This window comes from Nocardia sp. NPDC088792 (assembly GCF_044750615.1).
Classification (GTDB): Bacteria; Actinomycetota; Actinomycetes; order Mycobacteriales; family Mycobacteriaceae; genus Nocardia.
In genome coordinates, this window is record NZ_JBIVKC010000008.1 from 526,245 (window position 1) to 546,294 (window position 20,050).

The 20,050-nt window shown below is 67.1% G+C and carries 20 protein-coding genes and 1 tRNA gene; 17 read left to right on the forward strand and 4 right to left on the reverse strand.

Translation table 11 applies throughout. The annotated features are described in order from the left end of the window. Positions 1 to 50: 50 nt before the first annotated feature. The 3 genes from ACIP5Y_RS44760 to ACIP5Y_RS44770 all read right to left on the reverse strand — a co-directional run bounded on the left by ACIP5Y_RS44760 (position 51) and on the right by ACIP5Y_RS44770 (position 1,938). Positions 51 to 123: transfer RNA gene (locus ACIP5Y_RS44760), tRNA-Arg, on the reverse strand. Between the two features lie 136 nt (positions 124 to 259). Then, the gene (locus ACIP5Y_RS44765) at positions 260 to 979 is read right to left on the reverse strand and encodes a DUF305 domain-containing protein (RefSeq protein WP_400359741.1); all 720 of its coding nucleotides are present in this window, start codon (positions 977 to 979) and stop codon (positions 260 to 262) included. Between the two features lie 11 nt (positions 980 to 990). After that, positions 991 to 1,938, reverse strand: coding sequence for a DUF3105 domain-containing protein (locus ACIP5Y_RS44770; protein WP_400359743.1), 948 nt, complete (start codon positions 1,936 to 1,938; stop codon positions 991 to 993). Between the two features lie 124 nt (positions 1,939 to 2,062). On the opposite strand from ACIP5Y_RS44770, the gene argS reads away from it, so the two are divergent. The 6 genes from argS to rho all read left to right on the forward strand — a co-directional run bounded on the left by argS (position 2,063) and on the right by rho (position 11,027). After that, complete coding sequence (gene argS, locus ACIP5Y_RS44775) at positions 2,063 to 3,721, forward strand: arginine--tRNA ligase (protein WP_400359745.1); 1,659 nt, start codon at positions 2,063 to 2,065, stop codon at positions 3,719 to 3,721. Beyond that, positions 3,721 to 5,142, forward strand: coding sequence for a diaminopimelate decarboxylase (lysA, locus tag ACIP5Y_RS44780; RefSeq protein WP_400359747.1), 1,422 nt, complete (start codon positions 3,721 to 3,723; stop codon positions 5,140 to 5,142). Before argS ends, lysA begins: the two co-directional genes overlap by 1 nt. Next, positions 5,139 to 6,506 carry a homoserine dehydrogenase gene (locus tag ACIP5Y_RS44785; protein WP_400359749.1) on the forward strand — a complete coding sequence of 456 codons (1,368 nt, stop codon included), beginning with the start codon at positions 5,139 to 5,141 and terminating at the stop codon, positions 6,504 to 6,506. The genes lysA and ACIP5Y_RS44785 overlap by 4 nt, the downstream gene beginning before the upstream one ends. After that, positions 6,503 to 7,588 carry a threonine synthase gene (gene thrC / locus ACIP5Y_RS44790; RefSeq protein ID WP_400359750.1) on the forward strand — a complete coding sequence of 362 codons (1,086 nt, stop codon included), beginning with the start codon at positions 6,503 to 6,505 and terminating at the stop codon, positions 7,586 to 7,588. The genes ACIP5Y_RS44785 and thrC overlap by 4 nt, the downstream gene beginning before the upstream one ends. Before the next feature lie 25 nt (positions 7,589 to 7,613). Further along, the gene (gene thrB / locus ACIP5Y_RS44795) at positions 7,614 to 8,564 is read left to right on the forward strand and encodes a homoserine kinase (RefSeq protein ID WP_400359752.1); all 951 of its coding nucleotides are present in this window, start codon (positions 7,614 to 7,616) and stop codon (positions 8,562 to 8,564) included. A gap of 324 nt (positions 8,565 to 8,888) precedes the next feature. Beyond that, positions 8,889 to 11,027 (forward strand): transcription termination factor Rho, encoded by a 2,139-nt coding sequence (gene rho / locus ACIP5Y_RS44800; protein ID WP_400359754.1) that lies wholly within the window; start codon positions 8,889 to 8,891, stop codon positions 11,025 to 11,027. On the opposite strand, the gene ACIP5Y_RS44805 is transcribed toward rho, so the two are convergent. Further along, a complete protein-coding gene (locus ACIP5Y_RS44805) occupies positions 10,925 to 11,467 on the reverse strand; it encodes a hypothetical protein (protein ID WP_400359755.1) in 543 nt (180 codons plus the stop codon). The two genes, rho and ACIP5Y_RS44805, sit on opposite strands and share 103 nt — an antisense overlap. Positions 11,468 to 11,864: 397 nt before the next feature. Here ACIP5Y_RS44805 and rpmE point away from each other — a divergent pair, with 397 nt between their 5' ends. The 11 genes from rpmE (at position 11,865) to ACIP5Y_RS44860 (ending at position 20,049) form a co-directional block, all read left to right on the forward strand. Then, entirely contained in the window at positions 11,865 to 12,086 is a 222-nt protein-coding gene (rpmE, locus tag ACIP5Y_RS44810) for a 50S ribosomal protein L31 (protein WP_040856062.1), read from the forward strand. A gap of 138 nt (positions 12,087 to 12,224) precedes the next feature. After that, positions 12,225 to 13,307: a peptide chain release factor 1 gene (prfA, locus tag ACIP5Y_RS44815; RefSeq protein ID WP_400359758.1), complete on the forward strand. Its 1,083-nt coding sequence runs from the start codon at positions 12,225 to 12,227 to the stop codon at positions 13,305 to 13,307. 91 nt (positions 13,308 to 13,398) lie between these two features. After that, positions 13,399 to 14,277: a peptide chain release factor N(5)-glutamine methyltransferase gene (prmC, locus tag ACIP5Y_RS44820; RefSeq protein WP_400359759.1), complete on the forward strand. Its 879-nt coding sequence runs from the start codon at positions 13,399 to 13,401 to the stop codon at positions 14,275 to 14,277. 33 nt (positions 14,278 to 14,310) lie between these two features. Further along, complete coding sequence (locus ACIP5Y_RS44825; RefSeq protein WP_400359761.1) at positions 14,311 to 14,808, forward strand: SAM-dependent methyltransferase; 498 nt, start codon at positions 14,311 to 14,313, stop codon at positions 14,806 to 14,808. 48 nt (positions 14,809 to 14,856) lie between these two features. Further along, the gene (locus tag ACIP5Y_RS44830) at positions 14,857 to 15,522 is read left to right on the forward strand and encodes an L-threonylcarbamoyladenylate synthase (RefSeq protein ID WP_400359762.1); all 666 of its coding nucleotides are present in this window, start codon (positions 14,857 to 14,859) and stop codon (positions 15,520 to 15,522) included. Between the two features lie 11 nt (positions 15,523 to 15,533). Beyond that, the gene (locus tag ACIP5Y_RS44835) at positions 15,534 to 16,730 is read left to right on the forward strand and encodes an MraY family glycosyltransferase (protein ID WP_400359764.1); all 1,197 of its coding nucleotides are present in this window, start codon (positions 15,534 to 15,536) and stop codon (positions 16,728 to 16,730) included. Between the two features lie 2 nt (positions 16,731 to 16,732). After that, a complete protein-coding gene (locus ACIP5Y_RS44840) occupies positions 16,733 to 17,170 on the forward strand; it encodes a hypothetical protein (protein WP_400359766.1) in 438 nt (145 codons plus the stop codon). Positions 17,171 to 17,534: 364 nt separating this feature from the next. Beyond that, entirely contained in the window at positions 17,535 to 18,320 is a 786-nt protein-coding gene (atpB, locus tag ACIP5Y_RS44845) for a F0F1 ATP synthase subunit A (protein WP_400359809.1), read from the forward strand. Between the two features lie 75 nt (positions 18,321 to 18,395). Next, positions 18,396 to 18,638: an ATP synthase F0 subunit C gene (locus tag ACIP5Y_RS44850; RefSeq protein WP_397007091.1), complete on the forward strand. Its 243-nt coding sequence runs from the start codon at positions 18,396 to 18,398 to the stop codon at positions 18,636 to 18,638. 27 nt (positions 18,639 to 18,665) lie between these two features. Then, a complete protein-coding gene (locus ACIP5Y_RS44855; protein ID WP_400359767.1) occupies positions 18,666 to 19,220 on the forward strand; it encodes a F0F1 ATP synthase subunit B in 555 nt (184 codons plus the stop codon). Positions 19,221 to 19,239: 19 nt separating this feature from the next. Further along, positions 19,240 to 20,049: a F0F1 ATP synthase subunit delta gene (locus ACIP5Y_RS44860; RefSeq protein WP_400359769.1), complete on the forward strand. Its 810-nt coding sequence runs from the start codon at positions 19,240 to 19,242 to the stop codon at positions 20,047 to 20,049. Position 20,050: the final 1 nt, after the last annotated feature.

Below are 20,050 nucleotides of genomic sequence, written 5' to 3' on the forward strand. Positions count from 1 at the left end.
GGGAACGAGAACAGCCCCGATCGGAAGTATCCGATCGGGGCTGTTCGCTGTGCCCTCGGCAGGATTCGAACCTGCGGCCTTCTGCTCCGGAGGCAGACGCTCTATCCCCTGAGCTACGAGGGCGGGGATGGTCCCGTCCGGTCTCCCGGTCGGGCTGGGAAAGCGTATCGCATCGGGTGCGATGCGCCAAAAACATTAGCGGACCGGGCGTTTCTTCATCGGCGCCCGGTCCGGGCACGGTGTCTCGGGGTAGTGCGGATCAGCTGAGGGGGAGGGGAGAGACCTTGCGGGCGGCCAGCATCTGGGTCATCTGATCGGCCTCGTTCTGCTGGGTTTTCTGCATGCTCTCGGCCAGCGAACGGATCTCGTCGGTATCGGCGTGCTCGACCGCGTACACGATCATCGGCATACCGCCCTGATGGTGACGCAACATGAGCTGCAGGAACATGGTGTCCAGCGCCGGGCCGGTGGCCTGCTGCAGGGCGGCCATCTCCTGGTTGGAGGCCATGCCCGGCATGGACTGCACCGGGCCCATCTTCATGCCCGCGCCCATGTTCATGCCGTCATGACCGGACGTGTCCGTCATCCAGCCCATGTAGCCGTCGGCGCCGAGGAACGGTTTGCCCCACTGTTGCAGCCAGCCCTGCATGCGGCCCGCCTGATTCGCCTGCGTGGTCAGGATGTCGTAGGCGAGCCGCTTCACCTCCGGATCCACCGCCCCCGCCAGCTCGAGGCTCGACATCTGCACCGCCTGGGTGTGATGCACCGACATGTCTTGGGAGAAGCCGACATCCACCGCATTCGGCGCATCCGACGCCCGGTGCGTGGAATTGCCGACCAGCAGGCCGCCGGCGAAACCGACGAGCAGCACCCCCACCACCGCAAGGACCAGCAGCACCGACCGCTGGTTGCGGGCCCGCTGCTGGATCGGCTCGGCGGCGGGATCCGGTTCGGAACTGCGATCGGGCACGTCGGACATGAACGGCGGCGTCACTGCGTCGGAGCCGGCTGTTCCGGCTGCTGGGAGCCGGGCGCGTCGGTCGGCGCCGGAATGGACGGAATACCGTTCGGCAGGCCCGGAATACCGCCGGGCAGGCCACCCGGCAGGCCACCACCGGGCAGACCGCCACCCGGCATGCCGCCGCTCAATTCGGTCTGATCCTGCTGAATGCCCTTACCGTCCATCGGAATGGCGTCCGCTCCCGGCGGGGTCGGATCGAACGGCGGCGGGTTGTCCACATTGAAGGTCGGGTTGGCGCAGTCCGCGCCCACCTCGGGGTAGGTGTTCTGGTTCAGCCGCAGCGCGGTGAAGAACTCGTTGACGCGCTTGTCATCGGGACTGCTCAACTTCAGCTGATGACCCCACGACTGCAGCGAGATCGCCGAATCCAGGCCCGGGTACGGCGACATCAGGCTGTACGGCTTGCCCTTCACCTTCGCGGCGAGCGTGTCGATGCCGCTCTTGCCCAGCTTGTCGGGGTTGTAGGCGATCCAGACCGCACCGTGCTCCAGCGAATGCACAGCATTCTCCGTGCGGATCGCCTTCGGGTACACGACACCGGTGCACACCGCCCACGACGCATCGTGCGGACCACCGAACGGCGGCGACTGGTCATAGGCCACCCGCTGCGTCGCCGACACGTGCATACCGGCCGCGTAATCCTTCTTCACCACACCCGAGATGTGCGCCGAGGGATCCTTGTCCTGCGCACTCGGCGTGAACTTGTCGGCTTCCTGCCGGTCCTGGATCTTCGGCACCAGCACCCAGGCGATACCGCCGATCAGGGCGATGATGCAGGCCACGGCGGCGATCATCATCCAGGGCAGCTGGCGCTTACCGGCTAACTTGCTGCCGGAGCCGCCTTTTCTGGACGAGTTCGAGGATTTGCCCGCGGCCTTGATCGCTTTGGCCGACTTGGCACTGGTCTTGCTCGGCATCGCTCGTTGCGCTCTTTTCGACGTGTCGGACAATCAAACGATGCCGCCGCATCGTTTGCTGGGCGCCTGCCCGGTAGGTGCCCGCTTACTGTGTTCACCTGCTCGGACCATAGGATAGTGACTCGTGACTCCAGCTGACCTTGCAGATCTCCTTCGTAGCGTCGCCGCGAAGGTACTTGTCGAACGTGGATCCGACCCAGCGGTCCTGCCCGACGAGGTCAAGGTGGAGCGTCCCCGCAATCCCGAGCACGGTGACTATGCCACGAATGTGGCCATGCAGGTAGGCAAGAAAGCGGGCATGAACCCCCGCGACTTCGCCACCGCACTCGCCGAGGCGCTGTCGAAATCCGAGGGCATCGAGGTCGCGGAGGTCGCCGGACCGGGCTTCCTGAACATCCGCCTGGCCAAGGCCGCACAGGGCGCGATCGTCGAGACCATCCTGGCCGCGGGCGAGAAATACGGCACCGCAGCCGCTCTCGCGGGCACGAAGATCAATCTCGAATTCGTGTCCGCCAACCCGACCGGCCCCATCCACCTCGGCGGCACCCGCTGGGCCGCCGTCGGCGACGCACTGGGCCGGATCCTGTCGGCGCAGGGCGCGGAGGTCACCCGCGAGTACTACTTCAACGATCACGGCGCGCAGATCGACCGCTTCGCCAACTCGCTGGTCGCGGCCGCCACCGGGCAGCCCACGCCCGAAGACGGCTATGCGGGCGCGTACATCGACGAGATCGCCGGCACCATCGTCGCCGCACACCCCGAGGTACTGACCCTGTCCACCGGCGAACAGCACGAACTGTTCCGCCGCGAGGGCGTCGAGCTGATGTTCGCGCAGATCAAGCAGAACCTGCACGAGTTCGGCGTCGACTTCGACGTGTACTTCAACGAGAGCTCGCTGTTCGCCTCCGGCGCGGTCGACGAGGCCATCCAGCGGCTCAAGGACTCCGGCAAGCTGTACGAGAAGGACGGCGCCTGGTGGATCTCCTCCACCGAATACGGCGACGACAAGGACCGCGTCGTCATCAAGAGCGACGGCAAGTCCGCGTACATCGGCGGTGACATCGCCTACTTCCAGAACAAGCGGTCCCGCGGCTTCGACCTGTGCATCTACATGCTCGGCGCGGACCACCACGGCTACATCGGCCGGCTCAAGGCCGCCGCCGCGGCCTTCGGCGACGACCCGGACGTGGTCGAGGTGCTCATCGGCCAGATGGTGAACCTGGTCAAGGACGGCGCGGCCGTCAAGATGAGCAAGCGCGCGGGAACGGTTGTCACGCTCGACGATCTGGTAGACCTCATCGGCATCGACGCCTCGCGCTACTCGCTGGTGCGCTGGTCGGTGAACACCAGCATCGACATCGATCTGGACCTGTGGACCAAGTCCGACAGCGAGAACCCGGTCTACTACGTGCAGTACGCGCACGCGCGCACGAATCAGATCATCGGCAATTCGGCCGCCTTCGAATACGACTCGGTGACACCGGATTTCGCCCTGCTCACCGCCGACCGCGAGGGCGAGGTCATCCGCACCCTCGGTGAATACCCGCGCGTCGTCGCCACCGCCGCCGAAACGCGCGAACCCCACCGCGTCGTCCGCTACCTCGAGGAGCTGGCCGGCGCGTACCACCCGTTCCAGTCCGACAAGGCGCTGCGCGTGATCCCGCAGGGCGACGAGCCCGTCACCCCGGTGCACGCGGCCCGTCTCGAACTGGTCAAAGCCACCCGTCAGGTTCTCGCCAACGGCCTCGGGCTGCTAGGCGTCAGTGCTCCGGAGCGTATGTGATGAGTGCCCACCCCGCCGGTCCCCGCCACGAAGGCATCCCGCCCGCCCCGAATCTGCCGGAACGCCCGGCCGATTCGAAGCAGATGATCGAGCTGCCCGCGAATGTCTGGCCGCGCAACGCCACCCGCGACACCGACGGCGTGGTGCGCCTGGCGGGAGTGCCGGTGCACGAACTGGCCGCCGAATTCGGCACCCCGCTCTTCGTCATCGACGAGGACGACTTCCGCTCCCGCTGCCGCGATATGGTCCGCGCCTTCGGTGCGGGCGCGCGAGTGCACTACGCCTCCAAGGCCTTCCTGTGCGGCGAGATCGCCCGCTGGATCCGCGACGAGGGCCTGCACCTGGACGTCTGCTCCGGCGGCGAACTGGCCGTGGCGCTGAACGCGGGCTTCCCGGCCGAGCGAATCGCCCTGCACGGCAACAACAAATCCGTGCGCGAGCTGGAGACCGCCGTCGAGACCGGCGTCGGCGACGTGGTGCTGGACTCGCTGATCGAGATCGAGCGCCTGGAAGCCGTCGCCAAGCGCGCCGGCAAGGTGCAGGACGTACTGGTCCGGGTCACCGTCGGCGTGGAAGCCCACACCCACGAATACATTTCGACCGCGCACGAGGACCAGAAGTTCGGCTTCTCCATCGCCGCCGGCGACGCCATGCAGGCCATCGCCCGGGTCTTCGAATCCGACAACCTGCGCCTGGTCGGCCTGCACTCGCACATCGGCTCGCAGATCTTCGAGATCGACGGCTTCGAGATCTCCGTGCGCCGCATGCTCGGCCTGCTGCGCGAGGTCGCCGACAAGTTCGGCCCCGAGCGCGCCGCCCAGGTACACCTGCTGGATCTCGGTGGCGGCCTGGGCATTTCGTACCTGCCGCACGACACGCCGCCCGCCCTCGACGATTTCGCCGCGAGCCTGCGCCGCATCGTCGCCGAGGAGGCCGAGCGCGCGGGCCTGCCGGTACCGACCATCGCGGTCGAGCCGGGCCGCGCCATCGCCGGGCCCGGCACTGTAACGCTTTACGAGGTCGGCACCATCAAAGATGTTGTGCTGGACGCGGGCGCCCGCCGCCGCTACGTCAGCATCGACGGCGGCATGAGTGACAATATCCGGCCCGCGCTGTACCAGGCCGAGTACGACTGCCGACTGGTTTCGCGCTCCAGCGACGCCGAGCCCGTCGTTGCGCGAGTGGTCGGAAAGCATTGCGAGAGTGGGGATATCGTCATCCGCGATACCTGGCTCCCGGCCGATGTCGGCCCGGGCGACCTGGTGGCGGTGGCCGCGACCGGCGCGTACTGCTACTCGATGTCGAGCCGATACAACTTGCTCACCCGGCCCGCGGTGGTCGCTGTGCGAGACGGCAAGGCGCGCTTGATCCTTCGCCGTGAGACGGTGGAGGACCTACTCAGCTTGGAGGTGAAGGCATGACCGAGGCGAACAACAACACCACGGCGAGCCGTGCAAAGGTTGCCGCGCAGGGCGTGTGGGGATCGGATCATCCGATCGGCGTGGCGGTCCTCGGCATGGGCACGGTCGGCACGGAGGTGGTGCGCATCATCCGCGACCACGCCAGCGACCTGTGCAACCGTGTCGGCGCCCCCGTGGTCCTGCGCGGTGTCGCGGTCCGCGATGCGAGCAAGGACCGCGGCATCCCGGCCGAACTCCTCACCACCGATGCCGAAAAGCTCATCGCCCGTGACGATGTCGACATCGTCGTGGAGGTCATGGGCGGCATCGACCCGGCCCGCGCCCTCATCTCCCAGGCCCTGAACCACGGCAAGTCCGTCGTCACCGCCAACAAGGCGCTGCTCGCCGACTACACCGGCGAACTCGCGCACGCGGCCGAAAACCACCGTGCCGACCTGTATTTCGAGGCCGCGGTGGCCGGCGCCATCCCGGTCGTGCGCCCGCTCATCCAGTCGCTGTCCGGCGACCGGGTGAACCGCGTGGTGGGAATCGTGAACGGCACCACCAACTTCATCCTCTCGGCCATGTCCGAGACCGGCGCCGACTACTCCGACGTGCTCGCCGAGGCGACCCGCCTGGGCTACGCCGAGGCCGACCCGACCGCCGACGTGGAGGGCTACGACGCCGCCGCCAAGGCCGCCATCCTCGCCTCGGTCGCCTTCCACACCCGCGTCACCTCCGGCGATGTGTACCGCGAGGGCATCTCGCAGATCACCGCCGAGGATCTGGAGACCGCCGCGGCCGTCGGCTGCACGGTGAAACTGCTGGCCATGGCCGAGCGCGTCACCGACGACGGCGGCAAGGAATCCATCTCGGTGCGCGTCTACCCGGCACTCATCCCGCGCAAGCACCCCCTCGCCACCGTCAACGGCGCGTTCAACGCCGTGGTCGTGGAGGCCGAGAACGCGGGCCGCCTGATGTTCTACGGTCAGGGCGCCGGTGGCGCGCCGACCGCCTCCGCCGTGATGGGTGACCTGGTCATGGCGGCGCGCAACAAGTTCTTCGGTGGCCGGGCGCCGGGCGAGTCGGTTTATGCTGAGCTGCCGATCGCCTCGATCGGCGACACCCCCACCCGCTATCACGTGAACATGCAGGTCGCCGACCGCACCGGCGTTTTACAGGCGGTGGCGGGCGAATTCGCCAAGCATGGCGTCAGCATCTCGACGGTCCGCCAGGAAGGCCACGACACCGAGGGCGCACGCCTGGTCGTGGTGACCCACCACGCGCAGGAATCAGCGCTGGCAGATACGGTTGCCGCGTTGGCCGAACTGGACTCCGTCACGTCCGTGACCAGTGTTCTGAGATTGGAAGGCACCGAGGAATGAGTGCAACCGCGCGGGCTGCTACCTACAAGCCGTGGCCCGGCCTCATCGATGCGTACCGGGATCGCCTCGCGATTCCCGCCGACTGGCAGGCCGTCACCCTCTTCGAGGGCGGTACGCCGCTGGTGCCCGCGCATCACCTCTCCGAGCTCACCGGCTGTGAGGTGTACCTCAAGGTAGAGGGCGCGAACCCGACCGGTTCCTTCAAGGACCGCGGCATGACCATGGCCATGACCGACGCCAAGTACAACGGCAAGACCGCCGTGCTGTGCGCGTCCACGGGCAACACCTCGGCCTCGGCCGCCGCGTACGCGACCCGCGCGGGCCTGCACTGCGCCGTCCTCATTCCGCAGGGCAAGATCGCCATGGGCAAGCTGGCCCAGGCCGTCATGCTCGGCGCGAAGATCATCCAGGTCGACGGCAACTTCGACGACTGCCTGGAACTGGCCCGCAAGGTCACCTCCGATTTCCCCGAGGTCGGCCTGGTGAACTCGGTGAATCCGGCCCGCATCGAGGGCCAGAAGACCGCGGCCTTCGAAATCGTGGACGCGCTCGGCAAGGCCCCCGACGTGCACGCGCTGCCCGTCGGCAATGCGGGCAACATCACCGCGTACTGGAAGGGCTACAGCGAGTACTACGCCGACGGCATCACCACCTCGCGCCCGCGCATGCTGGGTGTGCAGGCCGCCGGCGCCGCACCGCTGGTCAACGGCGCCCCGGTGTCGAACCCGGAGACCATCGCCACCGCCATCCGGATCGGCGCGCCCGCGTCGTGGAACGGTGCGATGACCGCCAAGGAGGAGTCCGGCGGCGCCTTCCGCGCGGCCACCGACGACGAGATCCTCGCCGCCTACCGCCTGGTCGCGGCCAAGGAAGGCGTGTTCGTGGAACCCGCCTCCGCCGCCTCGATCGCCGGTCTGCTGGCCGCCCGCCAGGAAGGCTGGCTGGACTCCGGCCTCACCGTGGTCTGCACGGTGACCGGCAACGGCCTCAAGGACCCGGACAACGCCCTCAAGGGCATGCCCGAGGTCAAGCCCATCGCCGTCGACCCCGTGGCCGTGGCGCACGAACTCGAGCTGGCCTGAGTTGAATTCGCGCGAAGGTCAGCTCATGACAAGGACGCTGCCCGCCGGAATCTCCGTGACCGTGCGGGTTCCGGCGTCCAGCGCCAATCTGGGCCCGGGGTTCGATTCCCTCGGAATCGCTTTGGGCCTGTACGACGAGATCACGGTGTCCACCACGGACACCGGGCTCGCCATCCGGGTCGAGGGGGAGGGCGCCGACGATGTGCCCTGGGGCCCTTCGCATCTGGTGGTGCGCGCCATCGAACGCGGCCTGCAGGCCGCGGGGGTCTGGGCGGACGGCCTGGACGTGGTGTGCCGCAATGTGATTCCGCACTCGCGGGGCCTGGGTTCCTCGGCCTCGGCGGTGGTCGGCGGGCTGGCCGCCGGGCGTGGCCTGGCCGCCAAGTTCGATCCCGAACTCGCCTATGACGACTCCGTCATGGTGCAACTGGCCTCGGAATTCGAGGGTCACCCCGATAACGCCTCGGCGAGCGTGCTGGGTGGAATAGTGGTGTCCTGGACCGAAACCGACCGGCCCGCAGAGGGAAACGGCGCCGAACACCACGCTCGCGTGTACCGCGCCGTGCGCCTGGCGCCGCATTCCAGCCTGCGCCCGGTCGTGCTCATTCCCGAGGAGCGCTCGTCCACCGCGCACACCCGCGGCCTGCTCCCGGACATGGTTCCGCACGTAGATGCGGCTTTCAATGCGAGTCGTGCGGCCCTCGCGGTAGTGGCCTTGACGCAACGCCCCGATCTGCTGATGCCCGCCACCGCGGACCGGCTACACCAGGGTTACCGCGCGTCCGCGCTGCCGCTCACCACCAAATGGATCGAACGACTGCGCAACGCCGGCATCCCCGCCACCGTGTCGGGCGCGGGACCCACCGTGCTCGCCTTCGCGACCAGCGAATTCCCGTCCGAACTGCGTGAACTCGCCATTACCGACGGCCTGCGCGTACTCGAACCCGGAATTGCCGACGGCGTATCCGTGGATTGACAGCGTGCCTGCCTTGCCGATGCAAAAGGCGGGAGCTATCCTGAGCGAGTCCGTACATCGTGCGCGTCAGACGCCGGTGCTTCATCAGGGCAATCGCTCCAGAGGCTCCTTGCTCAGGCTCGAGGCTTGAGGCTCGAAACTTGGGGGTAGCCAGTCAACTGGGATGATCTCTCCCACCTTTTTCTTCGGTGGCGAAGACCACGCGGTGGTGCCCTTACCGGCCCGGCGGGACAGGCGATACGGCATCCGAGTCCGGCGTACGACCGGACTGCAGGAGGAACCCTCGAACAGGCAAAAGGCACTCGAGGGAAGGAAAGGATTTCCGTGACAGATACGGACCTGCTCGCGACACCCGGGGTGGACAGTGATTCAGACTCCTCGGACCGCGATAGTGACTCCGGACAGATTTCGAAGATGAGTGAACAAACCGACGTCGCACGATCGGGGCTGACTGGAATGTTGTTGCCGCAGTTGCGTGCGCTCGCGGGAGAACTCGGTATCCGAGGCACTTCCGGGATGCGTAAGGGTGATCTCATCGCCGCCATAAAGGAGAACCAGGCGGGCGCCGCCAAGCCGGTCACGGAGGCCAAGGCCACCCGGACCCGCACCGACGCCAAGGGCGAGAAGGCCGCGAACTCCGCGCCTGCCGCCGACGCCGCTCCCAAGGCGGAAACCGCTCCGGCCAAGGCCGAGGCGAAGACCGCGCAGGCGCAGGCTCCGGCCAAGAACGCCGAGCCGGTGCGCGAAAACGCCAGTGAGGCGCGCGAATCCAAGCGCGAAGAGGGCTCCAAGCGCGAAGAGAACGACGGCGCTCGCGCCGACGGCGGCGAGGACAGCCGCGAGGGTGGCCAGCGCGGCCGCGGACGGCAGCGCCGGGGCCGCGAGCAGCGGGCCGCCGCCGCGACTGCCAACGCCGAAGGCAACCGTTCCGAGGGCAACCGCGGCGAAGGCAATCGCGCCGCCGCCGAAGCCACCCGGGCCGAGAGCAATCGCGCCAATGCCGAGAGCAATGCCGCCGATACCGCCGAGAAGGCGGAGCAGGACGGCGGTGAGCGTCGCCGCGACCGCAGTAACCAGAACGGTGGCGGTCAGAACCAGCAGAGCCAGAACGGCACTGCCCGCGGCAACGATCGAAACAGCAACCGCGGCAACGATCGCGGCAATGATCGCAACGACCGCAACGACCGGAATAACGACGACGACGAGGAAGGTGGCCGCGGCCGCCGGGGACGTCGCTTCCGTGAGCGTCGTCGGGGGCGGGATCGCGAAGGCACCGCCGCCGGTGGCGAGACCCGCGAGATGGAGATCCGCGAGGACGACGTCCTGCAGCCGGTCGCCGGCATTCTCGACGTGCTCGACAACTACGCGTTCGTCCGCACCTCCGGCTACCTGGCCGGCCCGAACGACGTGTACGTGTCGATGAACCTGGTCCGAAAGAACGGCCTGCGCCGCGGTGACGCCATCACCGGTGCGGTCCGCGCTCCGCGTGACGGGGATCAGAGCAACCAGCGCCAGAAGTTCGATCCGCTGGTGCGGCTGGACACGGTCAACGGCTCGGACGTCGAAAGCGCCAAGCGCCGACCGGAATTCAACAAGCTCACCCCGCTGTACCCGAACCAGCGCCTGCGGCTGGAGACTCAGCCCAACAAGCTGACCACGCGCATCATCGACCTGATCATGCCGATCGGTAAGGGTCAGCGCGCGCTGATCGTGTCCCCGCCCAAGGCGGGTAAGACGATGGTCATCCAGGACATCGCCAATGCGATCGCCACCAACAACCCCGAGTGCTACCTGATGGTGGTGCTGGTGGACGAGCGTCCCGAGGAAGTGACCGATATGCAGCGCTCCGTGCGCGGCGAGGTCATCGCCTCCACGTTCGACCGCCCGCCGAGCGATCACACCTCGGTCGCCGAGCTCGCCATCGAGCGGGCGAAGCGTCTGGTGGAGATGGGTCAGGACGTCGTCGTGCTGCTCGACTCGATCACCCGATTGGGCCGCGCGTACAACAACTCGTCCCCGGCGTCGGGCCGAATCCTTTCCGGTGGTGTGGATTCCACCGCGCTGTACCCGCCCAAGCGGTTCCTCGGCGCGGCCCGCAATATCGAGAACGGTGGCTCGCTCACCATCATCGCGACGGCGTTGGTCGAGACCGGTTCCACCGGTGACACGGTCATCTTCGAGGAGTTCAAGGGCACGGGTAACGCCGAGCTCAAGCTCGATCGCAAGATCGCCGAGCGCCGCGTGTTCCCGGCAGTCGATGTCAACCTGTCCAGCACCCGCCGCGACGATCTGCTGATGTCGCCGGACGAGGCGGCCGTGCTGCACAAGCTGCGGCGCGTACTGTCCGGCCTGGATTCACATCAGGCCATCGACCTGATGGTGGACCGGTTGAAGAAGACCAAGTCCAATATCGAGTTCCTGATGACGGTCTCGAAGACCGCACCGGGCGCGCTGGACGAATAAGCCTGGCGCACAGCCGGTAAGAAGAATTTGGTTGCGACGGCGACCCCGCTCGGGTGGGGTCGCCGTCGCATTTCCGGCAGCGTAGGTGTCGCTGCCGGAAGCGGGCGGGGGCTGTAGAAGAACAGCCCGATCAGTGCGGCCCCGGCGATCATGAAGCCGAGGATGATGGCGGTCACGGCGCCGGGCTGGCCGCCCGGCACCGCGACCGCTACGTAGGTGAGAGTGCCGTCCCCCTGCGGCGGGGTTGGGGCCAGGGTTTGGGTCCCCGCCGTGGCGGCCGGCTCTCCGGGAGCCGTCAGCCAGCCCAGCACTACGAGCAGGCTCAGTGTGGCCAGGACCACCCCCGCGACGGTTTCCGCGCGGCGCCGGTTCCTGTCTCCGGTCCCGGCGTGCGCGCCGACCGGGGCATTTACCCCTGCTGTCGCGTCCTGCCTGGTCACGGCCGTTCCTTCCGTAGTCGCAGAGCTATCTCTCACCTGGTGCAAACTCTATGAACATCAGTGTTCGCATTCCTGAGTAGCCGACTACTCGTCTTTCAGCCTCGCTCGAGACCCCGAAATATGCGTGCCCGTAGTTCCTTGGGGGCCGCCGCTATTCCACGAACAGACATTACGCCCGCACCCCTGGGAACCGGCTGTGAAAAGACCGATGAGTTCCTCCGAACTGGCGGTGAAACCGCTGGTCGCAGCGTTTTCCCTGTCCCAGGAATAACCGGGGGCGAGCCGACGTCTATACTTGCCAGTCGGCAACCATGCCTAGTCGGTTCCGGTTCACGTCCTCGTGACGCAGCTTCTGACGCTTCGCGACGGCGACCCGGCGACCATTGAAAGGACACCCATGAAGGCAGGAATTCACCCCACCTATGTCGACACCACCGTGGTGTGCGGCTGTGGGAACACTTTCCAGACGAAGAGCACCAAGGAGTCGGGCCAGATCACGGTCGAGGTCTGCTCCCAGTGCCACCCGTTCTACACGGGTAAGCAGAAGATTCTGGACACCGGCGGCCGTGTGGCCCGCTTCGAGGCTCGCTACGGCAAGCGCGACAAGGCTGCCAAGTAGCTGTCCCGCCGACGCCCGTCCCGCACTCGCGGGTCGGGCGTTGGTGCGTTTACGGACCTACTTGCAGGGAGCTGACGCAGCTCACACATACTTTCCGGGTGTGCCCCTCCCGGCACTCCCGACAGGAGGACAACCGCGATGGCCGACAAAGCAACGGCCCCGAACGCGATCGACGACATCCTGGCCGAATACGCCGGGCTGGAACTCCAACTGGCCGATCCGTCGCTGCACAACGACCCGGGCGCTGCCCGCCGCGTCGGTAAGCGATTCGCCGAACTCGGGCCGATCATGGCCACCTACAACAAGCTGAAGACCGCGCGCGAGGATCTCGCCGCCGCCGAGGAACTGGCCGCCGACGACTCGTCCTTCGCCGCCGAGGTGCCCGGCCTGCAGGCGCAGGCGGAAGAGCTGCACAAACAGCTCACCGACCTGCTCGCGCCGCGCGACCCGCACGACGCCGACGATGTCGTGCTCGAGGTGAAATCCGGTGAGGGCGGCGAAGAGTCGGCCCTGTTCGCCGCCGACCTGGCCCGTATGTACCTCCGCTATGCCGAACGGCACGGCTGGAAGGTCGAGGTGCTCGGCGTCACCTACTCCGACCTCGACGGGTACAAGGAGGCCAGCTTCTCGATCAAGAGCAAGGAGGCCGCCCGCGACGGCGTCTGGTCCCGGCTCAAGTTCGAGGGCGGCGTGCACCGGGTGCAGCGCGTGCCGGTCACCGAATCCCAAGGGCGCATTCACACTTCGGCCGCGGGCGTGCTCGTCTATCCGGAACCGGATGAGGTCGAGGAAGTCGAGATCGACGAGAAGGATCTGCGCATCGACGTGTACCGCTCCTCGGGTAAGGGCGGTCAGGGCGTCAACACCACCGACTCGGCCGTGCGCCTCACCCACCTGCCCACCGGGCTCGTGGTGACCTGCCAGAACGAGCGGTCGCAGCTGCAGAACAAGATCCGCGCCAAGCAGGTTCTCGCCGCCCGGTTGCAGGCCCTCGTCGAGGAACAGGCCGACCAGGACGCCGCCGCCGGCCGCGCCTCGCAGATCCGCACCGTGGACCGCTCGGAGCGCATCCGCACCTACAACTTCCCGGAGAACCGCATCGCCGACCACCGCATCGGCTTCAAAGCGCACAATCTGGACTCGGTGCTGGACGGCAACCTCGACGATCTGCTCGATGCCCTCGGCGAAGCGGACCGTGCCGCCCGCCTCGCCGCCGAGTAATAGCGGTAGGTTGTAAACCGGCGAGGCGCTACAGGTTTCGTGCGAACATGAGTGCCCCGCCGGGAACCCCTACCGGAAAGGTCGCGCAATCATGAGCCGCGTGCCGTTGCGTCCTGCGATTCTCGAAGCCGTCGAGGCGTTGCGAACGGCCGGCGTGCACAGCCCGCAGGCGGACGCGGAACTACTTGCCGCACATGTGCTCGGGGTCGACCGCATGCGGCTGCTGCTGGTCCCCATGGTGACCCTGGACCAGCTGGAGGAGTACCGCAAGCTGGTCGCCCGGCGCGCGGAACGCGTTCCGCTGCAACACCTCACGGGCACCGCCGCGATGGGGGAGATCGATCTCGCGGTCGGGCCCGGCGTGTTCATCCCGCGGCCCGAGACGGAGTTGCTGTTCGCCTGGGCGCTCGCGCAGCTGGAGGAGATCGGCCACGAACATCCGCCCGTCGTGGTGGATCTGTGCACGGGTTCGGGGGCCCTGGCCCTGGCCGTCGCCCACGCCCGGCCCGACGCCGACGTGCACGCGGTCGAACTCGACCCGGAAGCGCTGTCCTGGGCCAAACGCAATGCCCGCCAACTCGCCGACGAAGGCGATACCCCGATCGAACTGCACGAAGGGGACGTCACCGATCCCGCCATCCTCGGGCAATTCGACGGCCGCGTCGACGTGATCGTCTCCAACCCGCCCTACATTCCCGAGGCGGCACAACTGGATCCCGAAGTGATGGACCACGATCCGCACCGGGCGCTCTTCGGCGGGCCCGACGGCCTGGACGTCATCCGGCCCATGATCACCACCATCGCGCGCCTGCTGCGCGACGGCGGCACCGTGGCCGTCGAACACGACGACACCAACGGCTCCGACGTGGCGGCCCTCTTCGCCGCCCACGGCGGCTTCACGGATATCGCCGAGCATCCCGATCTCGCGGGCAAGCCGCGGTTCGTGGTGGCGCGGCGCATTCTCGCCTGACCGTCCGACCCGCACCGGAGTAGGTTCGGGGACATGATCGAAGTCGCACCGATTGCCTGGGTGAAGTCGCCGAGAACCGAACCGCTGGACGACGATTGGGACGCCGTCACCTCCACGATCACGCTCGACGGGGCGCGTTTCACGCCCGACGCGGTGGCGGGTCTCGACGCCTTCTCCCACATCGAGGTGGTGTACGTCTTCGACCGTGTCGAGGAAACGGATATCCACACCGGCGCCCGGCATCCGCGCGGCAACCAGGATTGGCCGCGCATCGGCATCTTCGCCCAGCGCGGCAAGGCCCGCCCCAACCGGATCGGCGTCACCGTCTGCGAACTGCTCGGCGTCGACGGCCTGACCCTGACCGTGCGCGGGCTCGATGCCATCGACGGCACCCCGGTACTCGATATCAAGCCCTATATGACCGAATTCGCGGCCCGCGGCGAAATCCGCCAGCCCGCATGGTCACACGAACTCATGTCCGGGTACTGGCAGCTCGATGGCAGTCAGCGCGGGCGCCTGGATACCACCTAGCGCAGACACATTGCCGCGCGCCCGCGCAGACGTGCCAAGATGTCAGCCGTGAGTACCGTCTACGACTGTGCCGATCCCGACTCCCGTGCCGCCGGCCTGTCCGCTGCCCGCAGCACCCTGAAGTCCGGTCGATTGGCTGTCATCCCGACCGACACGCTGTACGGCCTCGCGGCCGACGCGTTCGACAGTCAGGCCGTCAACGCCCTGCTGGCCGCCAAGCGGCGCGGGCGCGATATGCCGGTGCCGGTGCTCGTCGGATCGTGGACCACGATCGACGGCCTGGTCTTCTCGGTGCGCCCGCAGGCCCGCGAGCTGATCCGCGCGTTCTGGCCCGGCGGCCTGACTCTCGTTGTGCAGCAGGCGCCTTCGCTGGCCTGGGATCTCGGCGACGCGCGCGGCACGGTCGCGCTGCGCATGCCGCTGCATCCGGTGGCCCTCGAACTGCTGCGCGAGGTGGGTCCGCTCGCCGTGTCCAGCGCCAATGTCTCCGGGCAGCCGCCGGCCGCCACCGTGGACGAGGCCAAGGCCCAGCTGGGCGAGCTGGTCGGGGTGTACCTCGACGGCGGTCCGGCCGATCACGGCGTCGCCTCCACCATCGTCGACCTGACCTCGGACCTGCCGCGCATCCTGCGCGAGGGCGCGATCCCGGCGGCGAAGATCGCGGAGGTCCTCGGCATGTCGCCCGAGGAACTCCTGGCGCAGGACGCGCGGTGACGGCCCGATAGATGCTGCTCAGTCAGGGCGTATTCAGCCAAGGAGCGGTGGTCCCGCTCCGCGAGCTGCTGCTGGTACTGCTCGTCGCCACGGTCGTCGCGTATCTGAGCACCGGCGGCGCCCGGGTGATGGCCATCGCCTTCGGCGCGGTGGCCGTGCCGCGCGAGCGGGACGTGCACGTGAAGCCGACGCCGCGCATGGGCGGCCTCGGCATCTGGTTCGGCCTGGTGACCGCCGTGCTGTTCGCCCACCAGTTGCCTGCCCTGCGGCGCGGATTCGACTACCCGAAGGACATTCCCGCGGTCCTCGCCGCGAGCACGCTGATCGTGCTCGTGGGCATCCTCGACGACCGCTGGGGGCTGGACTGGCTGACGAAGCTGGTCGGCCAGATCACCGCGGCCAGCGTCATGGCCGTCATGGGTTTGAGCTGGGTGGCCATCTACAACCCGTTCACCAATGAAACGGTGGTGCTGGATCCGCTGCAGGGCGGTCTGGTGACCGTCGGCCTCACGGTGACGATCATCAATGCGATGAATTTCGTGGACGGCCTGGACGGGCTCGCGGCGGGGCTGGGTTTCATCTGCGCGGCGGCCGTTTTCGTGTTCACCGTGGGATTGCTGTACGAAGTGGGCGGTTCCACCGACACCTATCCGCCGGCGTTGCTGGCGGCCGCACTCGCGGGCGGCTGTCTGGGATTTCTTCCGCACAATTTTCAGCCCGCCCGAATATTCATGGGTGATACCGGCTCGATGCTGATCGGTTTGATGCTGGCGGCGGTATCCACGGGCGCTTCCGGAAGAATTCCGCTGCAGGGTTACGGACCGCGCGACATCGTGGGTCTGCTGTCACCGCTGTTGCTGGTGGGCGCGGTGATGTTCATTCCGGTACTTGATCTTGTTCTGGCCATCGTGCGACGCGTTCGCGCAGGTGTGAGTTTCTCCACTCCCGACAAAATGCATCTGCATCACCGATTGCTCCAAATCGGACATTCGCAGCGCCGCGTCGTCTTGTTGATCTACTTGTGGGTGAGCGTGCTCGCATTCGGCGCGGTCGGCACCTCGCTGATCTCGGATCGGCGCATGGTTGTCCTGTTGTTCGCCGCCGGACTCGTTTTCGCGCTCGTCGTCACCGCGGTGCCGTCCTGGCGCGAGCTGAAGGTGAAACCCCGCAGCAAACCGCCCCGCAGTCATGATCACGCCGCCGGGTAGAGTTGCCAGCTGTGAGCACGCCTTCTGATACCCATCCCGACGCCCCGCTGCGGGCAGCGCTGCGCTACGGCCTCCTGGGTTTGGCTGTGCTCGTTGTGGTTTCGGCCGTCCTGGCGTCGATCTTCGCGGGCCTGCACGGCCTGTGGGGCGCCCTGCTCGGATCCGCCATCGGCGGCGGATTCATCCTCACGACGGCCGCCGCCGTGCTGTTCAGCGCGAAAATCCAATCGGGCCTGCAGGGCATCGTCCTGCTCGGCAGCTGGGTCGGAAAACTGCTGGTCGCCGTGATCGTCATCGCGGTGCTCAAGCAGTACGACTTCTATAGCCACAACGCACTGTTCTTCACAGTCGTCGGGGCGCTGCTGGTGGTGCTCGGCGCGGAGACGTATGGCCTTCTGCGCCACCGGGTTCCGACCGTGCAGGTGGAGCGGGAGCTCTAGTCCCCGACCTGCGTGAAACAGCCCCGCGACACTTTCGCGGGGGAGTTTCTGCCACCCCCTACACGTTGTCGTAGATAACTTGATAAACTCTTTACTTGTAGCCAACCGAATCAACAGGGGGGGTCGCCTGAGACCCGCCTGAGACCAGGTTATGCTTACAGCCGTACCTGACCCCCAGGGTCATGGTTCTGCACCGTCGACGATGTCGCCGACGCGCGTACAGACGCCAGGGCGTGACTGCCACAGCTGCTGACGAACTTCGAGCCGACCTGAGTCGACCCACCAGATCGTCAATGTCCGATCGATCCGCAGGAGAAAACTATCTCCTGCGGCCCGACCACGGGAGAGAACGCTGAGCGTCACCATTTTGGCGGGCGAGTTCCACGCGCCGTCGCTTAACGACTTCTTCCCCGAGAAGATCCTCGGGGACACGCCTTTCGGGCTCTTCGATCTCGATCGCTTGATGCTCATTCGCATCCTCATGGCGGCCGTTCTCGTGATCCTCATGCTGGCCGCATTCCGTCGGCCGCAGCTGGTTCCGCGCGGCCTCCAGAATGTCGCCGAATACGGTCTGGTGTTCGTGAAGGAGCAGATCTGTGACGAGATCCTGGGCAAGGAAACCGGGAAGAAGTTCTTCCCGCTGATCGCGTCGATCTTCTTCGGCGTCCTGTTCCTGAACTTCTCCAGCGTCATTCCGTTCCTGAACATTTCGTCGAACGCCCGTGTCGGCATGCCGCTCGTACTGGCCGTCGTCGCCTACATCACGTTCAACTATGTGGGCATCAAGAAGTACGGCTTCGTCAAGTACGTGCGCTCGTCCATCGTGGTGCCGAACGTTCCGCCCGCGCTGCACGTGCTGCTGATCCCGATCGAGTTCATCTCGACCTTCCTGCTGCGCCCCTTCACGCTGACCGTTCGTCTCATGGCGAACATGCTGTCGGGCCACATCATGTTGGTGCTGTTCTTCAGTGCCACCCAGTTCTTCCTGTTCGATGCCGTCGCATGGATGAAGGTCCTGTCGCCGTTCTCGCTGATCGCGGGCTTCGGCTTCACCCTCTTCGAAGTGCTGGTGATCTTCTTGCAGGCGTACGTGTTCGCGCTGCTGACCGCTGTGTACATCGGTCTGGCCGAGCACGCCGACTCTCACTGACCAACCGCACCAACACCAGAAACCTGCCACACACGCCGCTTCGGCGGGTGGGCGACAGAAAGGGAACAAACACCAATGAGCAGCACCATGACCTTCCTGGCCGAGAACGCTCCGACCGTCAAGGGTTACGGCGCCATCGGTTACGGTCTCGCCGCGATCGGCCCCGGCATCGGCGTGGGCATCGTGGTCGGCAAGGCCATCGAGGGCATCGCCCGCCAGCCCGAGCTGCAGGGCACCATCCGGACCACCATGTTCCTGGGTATCGCGTTCACCGAGGCCCTGGCGCTGATCGGTCTCGTCGCCGGCTTCATTTTCTGATTCCGGCAAAACGACTAGGAATCAACGATGAACAGCACCTACCTGCTCGCGGCTGAGGGGGCCGACAAGAACCCCCTCATCCCGGAGCCGTACGACATCCTCTGGTCTGCGGTCGTCTTCATCGTTATCGCCGTCGTCTTCGCCAAGTACGTCGTCCCGCGCCTGTCCAAGGTGCTCGACGAGCGTTCCGAGAAGATCGAAGGCGGTATCGCCAAGGCCGAGACCGTGCAGGCCGAGGCGCAGGCCACGCTGCAGCAGTACCAGGAGCAGCTGGCCGAGGCTCGCCTCGAGGCTGCTCGCATCCGTGAGGAGGCCCGCACTCAGGGCCAGACCATCCTCTCCCAGATGCGCGCCGAGGCTCAGTCCGAGGCCGACCGCATCGTCGCCGCGGGCCACGCGCAGCTGGAGGCACAGCGCCAGCAGATCGTGACCGAGCTGCGTTCCGAGCTGGGCCGTACCGCGGTCGACCTGGCCGAGAAGATCATCGGCCAGTCGGTGGCCGATGAGGCCAAGCAGGCCGCGTCGATCGACCAGTTCCTCCGGGAGCTGGATTCGAACGCCGGCATCGGGGTCGGAAGGTAACGAACCGAAAGTGGGAAGCATGTACGCAGCGAGCCGCGAGGCGAGCTCCCGTGCGCGGGAAGCTCTTCGGGCCGCTCTGACCGGAAGCGACACCGTCGCGGCCACGACGGGCTCCGAACTGTTCGCCGTTGTCGCCGTCCTCGACGACCAGCGTTCGCTGCGTGTGGCGCTCGCGGATAAGTCGGTGTCGAGTTCGGTGCGCGCCGAACTGGCCGAACGCCTGTTCGGCGGCAAGATCAGCGCGGCCACGCAGGCGGTGCTGACCACCGCGGTGGCCCAGGACTGGTCGCGGGCTCGCGACCTCGTCGACACCCTGGTGGTGCTCGGCCGCGAAGCGCTGCTGCGCGCCGCGGACGAGCGCGGCCGCCTGGATGCCGTCGAGGACGAGCTCTTCCGGCTGGGCCGCATCATCGACGACAACCCGGACCTGGAGCAGGCGCTGCAGGACCACGGCAAGCCGGTTCCGGCCAAGCGCGCCCTGGTGCAGCGGCTGCTCGCGGGCAAGGTCGAGGACATCACCCTGCAGCTGGCCGAACAGGCCGTGCTGCGGCACAAGGGCGATGTCGGCCAGGCCATCGATGAGCTGTCCGACCTGGCGGCGTCGCTTCGCGACCAGATCGTGGCGCACGTGCGCGCCGCGGCGGCCCTGACGCCGCAGCAGCGCGAGCACCTGGCGGCCGCATTGCAGCGCATCTACGACAAGCCGGTCACCGTGCACGTGCAGGAAGACCCGAGCCTGCTGGCCGGTGTCGTCGTGCGCGTGGGCGACGACGTGATCGACGGCAGCGCCGTCGGACGGCTGCAGCGCTTGCGTCAGTCTCTCGCTTGAG